At 64.5% G+C, this 301-nt stretch carries 1 pseudogene; it reads left to right on the top strand.

Annotated elements, in window-relative coordinates:
- A pseudogene (locus AB4Z27_RS29885) lies at positions 1–301 on the top strand (hypothetical protein); the annotation flags it as partial.

Here is a 301-nt window from a genome sequence, read left to right as displayed (position 1 = left end):
GAAAAAGCGCCTTCGGGCGCTTTTTCTTTTCCTGCTTCCCCAAGCCGCCAAGCTATCATGGCGCCTTTCCTTCCCCTCGCGCCCGCATGCCGCCATCCAGGGCTTTGCTTCCGGGGTCGGCGATCATCGCCGCCTTTACCCTCCCGCTGCTGGTTTCGAAGCACACGCTTCCGCTCGCCACCTTCTAYGGCGAATGGAYGGCCGGCGTGCTCGGTGTCGCGCTGGTCTGCCTGCTGGCCTTTCGGCGTTCGGCGGACACCCCCCAAGTCCCTTGGATCGTCCTGCTGCCGCTCTGGCTGAT

Origin of the sequence: Cupriavidus sp. KB_39 (assembly GCF_052114485.1) — a bacterium.
GTDB lineage: Bacteria > Pseudomonadota > Gammaproteobacteria > Burkholderiales > Burkholderiaceae > Cupriavidus.
This window is presented reverse-complemented; position numbering and strand designations above follow the sequence as displayed.